At 63.9% G+C, this 10,441-nt stretch carries 8 protein-coding genes; 3 read left to right on the top strand and 5 right to left on the bottom strand.

Features of this window, described 5'->3' with window-relative positions:
• Nucleotides 1-32: 32 nt before the first annotated feature.
• The 5 genes from KA354_18485 to ugpC all read right to left on the bottom strand — a co-directional run bounded on the left by KA354_18485 (nt 33) and on the right by ugpC (nt 7,128).
• Nucleotides 33-1,082, bottom strand: a complete 1,050-nt coding sequence (locus tag KA354_18485) for a hypothetical protein (GenBank protein MBP7936634.1) — start codon at nt 1,080-1,082, stop codon at nt 33-35.
• Nucleotides 1,079-1,501 carry a 30S ribosome-binding factor RbfA gene (gene rbfA, locus KA354_18490; protein MBP7936635.1) on the bottom strand — a complete coding sequence of 141 codons (423 nt, stop codon included), beginning with the start codon at nt 1,499-1,501 and terminating at the stop codon, nt 1,079-1,081. Before rbfA ends, KA354_18485 begins: the two co-directional genes overlap by 4 nt.
• A gap of 48 nt (nt 1,502-1,549) precedes the next feature.
• Nucleotides 1,550-4,381 (bottom strand): translation initiation factor IF-2, encoded by a 2,832-nt coding sequence (gene infB, locus KA354_18495; GenBank protein MBP7936636.1) that lies wholly within the window; start codon nt 4,379-4,381, stop codon nt 1,550-1,552.
• A 15-nt stretch (nt 4,382-4,396) separates the two neighbouring features.
• Nucleotides 4,397-5,794: a transcription termination/antitermination protein NusA gene (gene nusA, locus KA354_18500; protein ID MBP7936637.1), complete on the bottom strand. Its 1,398-nt coding sequence runs from the start codon at nt 5,792-5,794 to the stop codon at nt 4,397-4,399.
• A 188-nt stretch (nt 5,795-5,982) separates the two neighbouring features.
• Nucleotides 5,983-7,128: a sn-glycerol-3-phosphate ABC transporter ATP-binding protein UgpC gene (ugpC, locus tag KA354_18505; GenBank protein ID MBP7936638.1), complete on the bottom strand. Its 1,146-nt coding sequence runs from the start codon at nt 7,126-7,128 to the stop codon at nt 5,983-5,985.
• Between the two features lie 264 nt (nt 7,129-7,392).
• Between ugpC and KA354_18510 the strand changes: the two genes are divergently transcribed.
• From KA354_18510 to lepA, 3 genes are all read left to right on the top strand, one after another.
• Complete coding sequence (locus KA354_18510; GenBank protein ID MBP7936639.1) at nt 7,393-7,770, top strand: sulfatase-like hydrolase/transferase; 378 nt, start codon at nt 7,393-7,395, stop codon at nt 7,768-7,770.
• Nucleotides 7,771-7,788: 18 nt separating this feature from the next.
• On the top strand, nt 7,789-8,202 hold the full coding sequence (locus KA354_18515) for a hypothetical protein (protein ID MBP7936640.1): 414 nt from the start codon (nt 7,789-7,791) through the stop codon (nt 8,200-8,202).
• A gap of 95 nt (nt 8,203-8,297) precedes the next feature.
• Nucleotides 8,298-10,100, top strand: a complete 1,803-nt coding sequence (gene lepA, locus KA354_18520) for a translation elongation factor 4 (protein MBP7936641.1) — start codon at nt 8,298-8,300, stop codon at nt 10,098-10,100.
• Nucleotides 10,101-10,441: the final 341 nt, after the last annotated feature.

Raw genomic sequence — 10,441 nt, forward strand, 5'->3', positions numbered from 1 at the left:
CCTGGTCCATACGCATGGCCGGCCGGCCTGGCTCATCTCTTGGTTTTGGCCGTCGCGACCGCTTTCTTGGGTTTGCCTGCGGTTGATTTGACTGCTGGCTCCACCTTGCCGCGTCCCTTGGCCCCAGGATCGCGCTTACCCCCCGCTTTGGATGCAGTTTCAGATCCGGATGAGGTCTTGACCGCCGACTCGGGTCTCGAGGGCGGCTTAGAGGCTGCATCCACCTTGAACGATGGCTTGGGACTCGGCCGCGGCTTCGCAGTCGCTTTCGCCGCGGCCGCAGGCTTGGCAGCCGTTTTGGTCGCCTCGGCCTTGGGGGAACCTTTGGAGGGCTCCGGCTTGCCGGCCGGCTTGGCCGGGGTAGTCTCCGCTTTCAGCGGCGGCTGGGGCTCTGCCTTGAGAGCGAGCTGGTCGGGGGCCGGCTTGGAGGCCGGTGGGTGCATCAACGTCGGAATGGCCTCCACATCAATCCGCATGGCATGCGCGGCGACGTAGCGACTGAGCAGCAGCGCGAACATCGGGGCCTCGGCGGCAGTGATGTGCCGCTCAATGAAGGCCTGAGCCTCAACCCCGTCAACGGCCGGATCGATCATGTCCTCCTTGCGAAGAATGTAAAGCGTCAGGTCGTCAACAGGAATGGCATGTCCGCCCAAAGAGAACAGGACGACTGAAGCGGCCGCCGCCCGGGGCACGCCGTCCAGTGACTCAAGGTATTCCCGAGCTTCACGACGCCCACGCTGCTGCAAGAAGGAAAGATCCAGCGTGTCCTGCCGGCGGCGCACCGCGTTCAGGGCCTCAACGATCCGCCTCGCCTTGTCCGTCGCGTGGGGTACGCTGTCCCCGATCATCTCGGCCAACTCCAGAGCCGGTGTGACCCGAAGCTCGTTCAGATCGACCATCTGCTGGGTGATCTTCCGATAGACCGCTTGTGCCTTGGTCTCCGTACTGTCAATCGCCAGGATCCCGATCACCAACTGCTCGAGCGGATCGACGGACTCGACTGCCGCTGGCTTCCCGTACTTGCTCACCAGGTCGTGATGCAGCCGCTTGATTCGCTTGGCATACTCCTTGCCATGCTTCATGCGTCTTCTCCGCCAGACTCACCCATCATTTGCCCGTCCTTCGCCGACCCCCGGGAGGCTTCGTCTCGGCGAATCTCGGCCATGGCTTCGTCGATCAGGCGGTAGGTTTCCGCCGCCCGCTTGATCGATTCGTCCAGATGGAAACTCAGGTGGGGGCATTGCCTGATCGGCAATTCCCCGGCCAAGAGCTTCTGCACCAGACCCGCCGCGGACCTGAGTCCCTGCATGGTCCGCCGTTGGACCGCGTCGTCACCCATCACGCTCACGAATACCTTGGCATGCTCGAGATCCTGAGTCACCTCCACTCGGGTCACGCTGGTCATCGGCTCGATCCGCGGGTCGCTCAGTTTCTGCGCGATGGCTTCGCTCACCACCTGTTGGACCACGCTGGCTACCCGTTCCGGCCGAAATGACTTCATACACCTGACCCCGGTCGCGCCAAACCCATCACCTTGCCCGGCTGATAGCTAGAGCTTGCGCGCGGTCTCAATTACCTCGTAAGCCTCGATCACGTCGCCCGGCTTGACGTCGTCGAAGTCCTCAACCCGGATGCCGCACTCCATGCCCGATCGCACTTCCCGAACATCGTCCTTGAACCGGCGTAGAGACCCCACCGACCGATGCCGCCCGCGCTTCACATCATCGGCTGTTGGGACGATGATCTGCCCGTCGCGGATCACCCGCAGCTTGTGCGCTCGAGCCACGATGCCGTCGGTGACCAGGCAGCCCGCGATGACGCCGACCCGCGACACCCGGAACGTCTCGCGAACCTCGGCCTTGCCCCGGCTCTCTTCCTTGCTCTCCGTCGGCAGCAGGCCCTCCAGCGCCTTGCGGATGTCGTCGGCCACGTCATAGATGATCCGGTACAGCCGGACGGTCACGCCCTCGGCATCAGCCATCCGCTGCACGGTCGGGTCTGCGGCCACGTTGAAACCAACCACCATCGCCCCGCTCGCCGCGGCCAGCACCACATCGCTCTCGCTTACCGCACCGATCCCGGTGTGCAGGAAGGTCAGCTTGACCTCCTCGCTGGGAATCTCTTTCAACACCTTCACCAGAGCGTCAACCGAACCTTGCACGTCGGCTCGAAGGATCAGATTCAGTTCCGGAATCTGGCCGCTTTCCCGCTGCTGGAACAGGTCATCCAGCGTCTTCGGCTTCTGCAGCTGAACCAGGGCTTCCTGGCGACGCAGGTTGCCGGTCTCGGCCGCAACCGACTTGGCCCGCTGCAGAGACTCGACGCAGTAGAACGAGTCGCCCGCGTTGGGCACGGCATCCAGACCTGCCACCTCGACCGGCACGCCGGGTCCGGCTGACTTCAGGACCCGCCCGCGATCGTCGCGCAGCATCCGCACCCGACCGGCGGCGGGGCCGGAGACCAGGTAGTCCCCGCGTTTCAGCGTCCCTTCCTGAACCAGCATGCGCACCACCGGCCCCACCGCCGACTGCATCTGGGCTTCGATCACCGCTCCACGCGCCGGAACGGTCGGATCCGCCTTCAAATCCAGTAGCTCGGACAGGGTCGCCAAGTGGGCGATCAGCGCCTCGACGCCCGTCCCGGTCGTGGCCGAGGTCTTGATCACGTCCGTCTCTCCGCCCCACTCTGTCGGAGCCAGCCCCATCTCCGAAAGCTGGCCGTAAATCTTGTTGATGTCCACCCCGGGCAGATCGATCTTGTTTAGGGCAACCACGATGGCGACCTTGGCCGCCTTGGCGTGGTTGATCGCCTCGATCGTCTGGGGCATGAGACCATCGTCGGCGGCAACGACCAGCACGACCACGTCGGTCATGTGGGCGCCACGAGCCCGCATCGCGGTGAACGCCTCATGGCCCGGGGTGTCGAGGAAAGTCACCGACAGGTCACCCCGCTCGACGCGGTAAGCACCGATGTGCTGGGTGATCCCGCCCGCTTCTCCGCTGGCCACCGAAGTCCTCCGAATCGCGTCCAGCAGGCTGGTCTTGCCATGGTCCACGTGCCCCAGCATCGTCACCACCGGCGGGCGGCGCTGCAGGTTGCCACGCTCCCGGGCATCGAACTCGTCCTTAAGTCTTTCCAACTCGGTTTTCGGTTTCACCACTTCGAGTTCGACTCCAAAGTCAAGCATCACCACCTGGGCCACGTCGGTCGGAATGACGCTATTCCTGCTGATCATCAGATTGTGTTCGTTCTTCAGCTTCGGGAATAGCTGGTTCAGCCCGATGCCCGTGGCCGCGCACAGCTGGTGCACCAGGATCGGTTCAGTCACCTGGGCACGAGTCTTGCGCGGAGCAACCACGCCCGGAGCGTGGGCCGCCGCCTTCTCACGAGCCCGCCGGGCGTGAATGCCCCGGCCTGTTGCTTCCTGAAGCCTCTCCTGCCGCTCGAGCAGATCCCGGTCGTTCCATTCACGCAGGCGCTCGCCAACCTCGGCCAGCGACCCGCGCGTCCGGCGCGGGTTGGCCCGAACCTTGCTCTTACGCCCTTCGTCATCCCTCGCCGCCGTCCGGCCGTGACCCTGCCGCCCGCGACCCTCGCCCGTTTCCGCAAGATCATCGGGCGCAACCAGGGGTTCGCCGGGCCGGGCACGCGGAACAGGCCGGGGAATGACATCCGGCTTGGCAAAGCCGACGACGCGCGGACCTTTCATCTGGGCCGGCGCGGGAACGTTCTGTGGACCGGCCGGAGCAATCACCGCCGCCGGCCGAGCCGGCGGAGCGGGCTTGGCCGCCTTCGACGGATGAGCATGGGCGGGAGTCCGAGCCGCCGGGGTCGGCGCGACCACGGCCGCAGCGTCGGTGGGTGCGGCCGCAACCGTCTCGACCACCGGCGCTGCCGCCGCCACCGTGACCGGCGAGGCCACAGCCGCGAGGCTGTCCGGTTGGACGGCGGGTACCGGCTGCTCGGGGGCAATCACCGCCGGGGCCTCAGCGGCGACCGCGGGGACGACTGCCGGAGACGCCTCCGTCGGCGGCGCAACCTCGGGCACCACAACGGTCGTCTCCAGACCCGCCGGCACCGTCTCCGCTCCCTTCTCGGCTTCGACGTGTTCGCCAGCCTCCTCGCCTTTGGCCGACTTGCGGGCTCCGCCTCGGCGTCGACTTCGAACCTTGTCCAGGTCGACAGGAGCGGCCTCCTCCACCGCCGTGGCGTGCGTTCCCCCGCTGAACCACTCGCGGATCGTCTCCGCCAGTCCGGCCGAAACGGTCGACATGTGGTTCGTGATCCCATCGACCCCCTCAAGCTTGCACTTGTCGAGGATCGCCTTGCTGGTCACGCCCAGTTCCTTGCTGAGCGTATGAACGCGTAGCTTGTCAGCCAAAATCAGTCTCCTTGGCTACGCCGGCTGTTGCGAGGCACCCGTCTCCGGCGTCTGGACTCCCTCCGTCCCCAACGGCTCCGCCGGAGCTTCGGGCTTCGGCCCGTCACCGGCATCAGACGGCACGGTCGCTCCATCCACCGCACCCGCCTCCTCCGCAGCCGTGGCCGATCGGATCTCCGAGTCCGTCTCGACCCCGTCCGTCACGCTTGTCGCTGCCGATTCCGCGGCGGCCGCAGCCACTGCCGCGGCCTTCGCCGCCTCCGCCTCAGCCATCAACCGCTTGGCAGCCTCACTGCTCGTGCTGATCACCTGCTGGGCCAGTTCCTCGCTCAATCCGAGAACCTTCATCAGCGGCTCGACCCCGATCTCCTCGACATCGCCCAGCGAAATGATGCCCATGGCCATCATCTTCTCGATCTTCTCGCTGGTCATGCCTTCAAGGGAGGACAGCACCTTCTCCATGTCATCCAGGCCCTTGTTGTATTCCTTCGGAGTGAGAATATCGATGTCCCAGCCGGTCAGTCGGGCCGCCAGACGAACATTCTGGCCTCGCTTGCCGATGGCCAGGGACAGCTGGTCGTCCGGAACCACGACGGTCGCTCTCCCCAGTTCGAAGCAAAGGGCCGTCTCTTCGACCTCAGCGGGCTTGAGGGCATTGTTAATCAGGATCTGGGAGGATTCATTCCAGCGCACGATGTCAATCTTCTCTCCACCCAGCTCCACGACGATGTTCTTGATGCGGCTCCCGCGAACACCTACGCACGCGCCCACCGCGTCCACCTTCATGTCAATCGATGAGACCGCGATCTTCGTCCGATACCCGGCCTCGCGAGCCAGGGCCTTCACCTCAATGATCCGCTCGGAAACCTCCGGAACCTCAAGTTCGAACAACCGCCGGATGAAGTCCGGATGCGATCGGCTCAACACGATCTTGACCTGGTGGGGCGACTCCCGGACATCGAGGATGAGCGTGCGGATCCGCTCGCCAGGATGGTGAGTCTCACCCGGGATCTGCTCGCTCTTGGGCAAGAATCCCTCCGCACGACCCAGATTGATGATCAAAGCCCCGCCCTCATATCGCGAGACGGTGCCGGTCACGACCGTGCCCTTGCGATCCTGAAACTCGTCAAAGATGCTGCCGCGCTCAGCCTCCCGGATCTTCTGGATCATGACCTGCTTGGCGGTCTGGGCCGCGATGCGCCCCAGGTCGCGCATGTCGATCGGCTGGCCGTTGCGGGCCGCGCTGATGTCTCCGGTGAGGCGATCAATCGAGACCTTGACTTCATCGAGCTGCCCATAAGCCTTGCGGACCGCGGATTCCATCGCTTGCTCGAGGTCAAGGTAGACCTCGTCCTTCTCAATGTTCTTGTCCCGAGCAATGCTGTCAACGATTCGAACCAACTCAGCGTTCATCTGCGATCATCCTCATATTTCCAAACAAAAAAGTGGGACGCCTTCGGGACCCACTTTTCGAGCCGCCGGCCCGCGGGTTTCCCGGGACCAGCCACCAGACGTGGATGCTTCGCCGTCAACGCATCGCAGGCCTCCCGACGATCCGTTGCGACCCCACCCACAACCAACTCGACCAGTGCTGAACCCGACTAGGCCGCACTGGCGTGGTCTCCACTTCCGGTCAGGCTGACGTTCACACCTTCGTCTCCCGGCTCGAAAACATGCACCTGCTCCATGTCCAGGTACATCGGAAGTCTCATCCCGTCCCTGATCGTCCGGTCGGCATCCACTCGGCAGACGATACGGTCGTGCCGCCCGGTCTGAACATGCACGTCCATTCGATCGCCCAGCGGCTCAACCACGGTCACCGCCACGCTCAAGACATTCTCTCGCCCTGCGAATCGGCCTTCGGAACGCAGACCAATCCCCTCCGGACGCACGCCCAGCACCATCTCCCGTCCGCTGCAACCGGCCATGGCCCGGGCCAAACGGTCCGGCAAACGCAGTCTGCCGGATCCCTCGTCGAACCAAAAACCGCCGTTCTCCCCCCCCACGACACGCCCTTTCAGGAAGTTCATCGGCGGCGTGCCCACGAACCCTGCAACAAAGCGATTCACCGGCCGCTCGTAAACCTCCAGCGGACTGCCACACTGGTGAATGACGCCGTCCTTCATGACCACGATCCGGTCTCCCAGCGTCATCGCCTCTTCCTGGTCGTGGGTGACGTAGATCGTCGTCGTCCGTAGCTTGCGGTGGAGCTTCTTCAACTCCGCCCGCATCTCGATACGCAGCTTCGCATCCAGGTTGCTCAGCGGCTCGTCGAACAGAAACGCCTTCGGCGTCCGAACGATCGCCCGCCCCACCGCCACCCGCTGTCGCTGCCCGCCCGACAAGGCCTTCGGCTTTCGGTCCAGCAGGTGCTCGATGCCCAGCATCCTGGCCGCCCCCCGCACCCGCTCATCAATCTCCGCTTTGGGCACCCGCCGGAGCTTCAGGCCAAACGCCATGTTCTTGTACACCGACATGTGCGGGTACAGAGCGTAGTTTTGGAAGACCATCGCGATATCGCGATCCTTCGGCGCAACGCTGTTGACCACACGCTCACCGATCCGGATCGTGCCGTCGCTGATCTCCTCGAGACCGGCCACCATCCGGAGCGTCGTGCTCTTGCCACATCCGGACGGCCCAACCAAGACAATGAACTCTTCGTCTCGGATGGCCAGCGAAACGTTGTCCACCGCCCTGATATTCCCAGGGTAGACCTTCACAACGTTCTCTAAGACCACCTCTGCCATAGAGTTACACCTCACCCGACGGCGGATTTCACGCCGTTGGGCCCTTGAGTGTCACCGATTATAAATGCACTCCGCCACACGTCAAGCAGCCCTGGACGACCAAGGCCGCCCGACCGAGCTTTCGGGGCAGCCAATTCCCCCACCATTCCGACAGCTTAAACCAGGAGACGTGCGGATACCCAGATCGTCCGTAACTCATTGTCGTCAATAACGATACAGATCTTCCAGGGCACCCAGATGCTGCGAGAGGTGTTCACCATTTCCATGGACTCCCTCCGACCGGATTTCCTGGGTGTGTACGATCCGCAGGGTCGGCAACCCCCCGTCATCAACAAGCTGGCGCAGGGAGCGGCGATCTTCACCGAGGCGGTCTGCCACGCGCCCTTCACGACGCCGGCCATCGCCAGCCTGCTGACCGGTGTATACCCCTTCCGAACCGGCGTGCGTCTCCTCCTGGGCCAGTTGTGCAACCAGAAGATCCCCACCCTGGCCGAGTACACCCGCCGGGCAGGATTCCTCACCGCCGGGTTCCCTTCCACCCTTGTCTTGAACTCGCCAACCGGGCTCAACCGCGGATTCGATCTCTACCGGGACATCCACGACGGAACCATGACCTGCCGAGGAGGATGCTGGCAGACCTGAGACCGGCTCAACCAAGCCGTGGACCAGTTGCTGACCGACGTCGGTCGTCAGCGTGTCTTCTGCTGGCTCCACTACTTCGACCCCCATGACGATCACCTCGACAAGAACGTCCCCCTCCACCGCCTCGCACGTCGACACCCGAGCCCGCGACGCCTTATCCTGCTGGGCTACGGCCAGAACGCGATGCGTCTGATTGCGGCGGCCCACCTGTTGGGCTTCTGGGACAACTGGGATTGGCAAGCGTGGGACGATGATCCACGAGTCCAGGCCCAGGCCGAGCATGCCGGCTTGGCAACCAGCAACCCGTGGCACAACCCCAAGCACGATCCCACCGCGCCGCTCATCGTCACGCCACGGGGCGGCGCCTACCTCGAAACGCGACCCGGCCGATCAGGTTACCCCGAAGGCACGCACTGGCTCCGACTCTGCTGACGCGTCTTGTGCTCCCGCCGTCCTTGGCCCCGGCTGCGAATCCGGATACACTATGCGTTTGAGGATTCGCAGCGAGAACGAAAGACCATTGACCGATGTTTGACCGCCAGCTGATCCGTAACTTCAGTATCATCGCCCATATCGACCACGGAAAGAGCACCCTGGCCGACCGCATTCTTGTCGCGACCGGAGCCGTCGCCCAGCGCGAGATGCGCGAGCAGTTCCTCGATGATATGGAACTCGAGCGGGAGATGGGCATTACCATCAAGGCCAACCGGGCGACCGTCTTCTACGAGTGCAATGGCCAGGAGTACATGCTCAACCTGATCGACACGCCTGGCCATGTGGACTTCCACTACGAGGTCTCCCGGGCCCTGGCGGCCTGCGAAGGCGTGTTGCTGCTCGTCGACGCCACGCAAGGGGTCCAGGCTCAGACCGTAGCCAACGCCTACAAGGCCGTCGAGGCCGACCTGGAGATCATCCCGGTCATCAACAAGATCGATCTGCCCACGGCCCGGGCGGAGGACGCCGCCCTCGAGGTGGAACACGTCCTGGGCATTCCCGCCGATCGCGCGGTTTTCACCTCGGCCAAGACCGGCGTCGGACTGGACGACGTCTTCCGGGCGATCGTCGAGAAGATCCGCCCGCCGACGGCGAACCTGGATGCCCCGTTGCGAGCCTTGGTCTATGACGCCAAGCCGGACGTCCACCGAGGCGTGATCTGCCACCTCCGCATCATGGACGGCCAGATCCGGCGGGGCGACAGGGTCTTCCTCATGGCCGCCCAGCGAACCTACACGGTCATTGAGGTCGGCAAGTTCACACCCAAGCCGACCGCGGTCGATGTCCTCGCCGCCGGCGAGGTAGGCTACATGGTGGCCGGCATCAAGACGCTCAACGACGTCACCATCGGCGACACCATCACGCACGACGACCCGCGGGCCGCGGAACCCCTTCCCGGTTATCAGCCGCCTCAACGCATGGTGTTCTGCGATTTCTACCCCGGCCCGATGACCGAGGCGCCGGAACTTCGCGCCGCCCTCGAGAACCTCTGGCTCAACGACTGTTCGTTCTCGTTTGAACCCGTGCACAGCACCGCCCTGGGTTTCGGGTTCCGTTGCGGATTCCTCGGCCTGCTACACATGAAAATCATCCAGGAACGCATCGAGCGCGAGGCAAACATCGACGTGGTCCAGACCGCTCCCACCGTCAATTACCAGGTGCTGACGAGCAACGGCGAACTGCTCACCATCGACTCGCCGAGCGAGTTGCCCGATATGTCGAAGGTCGAGGAAATTCGGGAGCCAATGATCGACGCCAATCTGATCGTTCCAGCCGACGCCATCGGGGCGATTATGCAGATCGCCGAAGACCGCCGGGGAATCTACAAGAAGACCGAGTATCTCTCCACCCAGCGCGTCATGCTGACCTATCGGTTCCCGCTGGCAGAGACTATCTTCGACTTCTACGACCGACTCAAGGCCGCGACCAGGGGTTACGGCACCATGGACTACCAGCTGGCCGGCTATCACCCCGACAAGCTCGTCAAGCTCGACATTCTGGTCAATGGCACCTCGGTCGACGCGCTGTCGATCATCGTCCATCGCGACAAGGCCGAACGCCGAGGGCGGACCCTGATCAACCGACTCCGCAAGGAGATCTCCCGGCACATGTTCGACATCCCCTTGCAGGCCGCCATCGGCGGCCGGATCCTCGCCCGCGAGACCATCAAGGCCATGCGCAAGAACGTCACCGCCAAGTGCTACGGCGGCGATGTCACCCGCAAGCGGAAACTGCTTGAGAAGCAAAAGGAGGGCAAGAAGCGCATGAAAATGGTCGGCTCGGTGACCATCCCGCAGGAGGCCTTCATGGCCGTTCTGGACCCGGGAGACGATTGACCGGGCTCGAGACCGGCCGCAGCCACCGTCGGACCGCCTGCCCGTGCAACGATGCCGGCACCTCGGTTCGAGGCGTCGACCAGCACCCGGGTCGTCACGAACGTGCCCTTGCCCGCGGCTTCGTCCAGGGAATCGAGGAACGACTGCCAGTAGTCACGCTTGCCCGAGTCGCCGGTACACCAGTCGTGGACCAGGACGACCACAACCAGCCGGTTAGCCCAAGTTACTGAACAACTGCGATTTTGAAAAGATCTTCGGGTTGGCATCCGCGTTCTCCGGGCGATCAGCGGGGTTGGATGGCGTTTTCGGCGATGTAGTGGAAACCTACCCTCTTGAAGATG

Source organism: Phycisphaerae bacterium, assembly GCA_018003015.1.
Classification (GTDB): Bacteria; Planctomycetota; Phycisphaerae; order UBA1845; family PWPN01; genus JAGNEZ01.

Bases quoted from the DNA above. Each gene is read 5' to 3' on its own strand.
- KA354_18485 (MBP7936634.1), bottom strand. From the start codon at position 1,082: ATGAAGCATGGCAAGGAGTATGCCAAGCGAATCAAGCGGCTGCATCAC.
- rbfA (MBP7936635.1), bottom strand. From the start codon at position 1,501: ATGAAGTCATTTCGGCCGGAACGGGTAGCCAGCGTGGTCCAACAGGTG.
- nusA (MBP7936637.1), bottom strand. From the start codon at position 5,794: ATGAACGCTGAGTTGGTTCGAATCGTTGACAGCATTGCTCGGGACAAG.
- ugpC (MBP7936638.1), bottom strand. From the start codon at position 7,128: ATGGCAGAGGTGGTCTTAGAGAACGTTGTGAAGGTCTACCCTGGGAAT.
- KA354_18510 (MBP7936639.1), top strand. From the start codon at position 7,393: ATGGACTCCCTCCGACCGGATTTCCTGGGTGTGTACGATCCGCAGGGT.
- lepA (MBP7936641.1), top strand. From the start codon at position 8,298: ATGTTTGACCGCCAGCTGATCCGTAACTTCAGTATCATCGCCCATATC.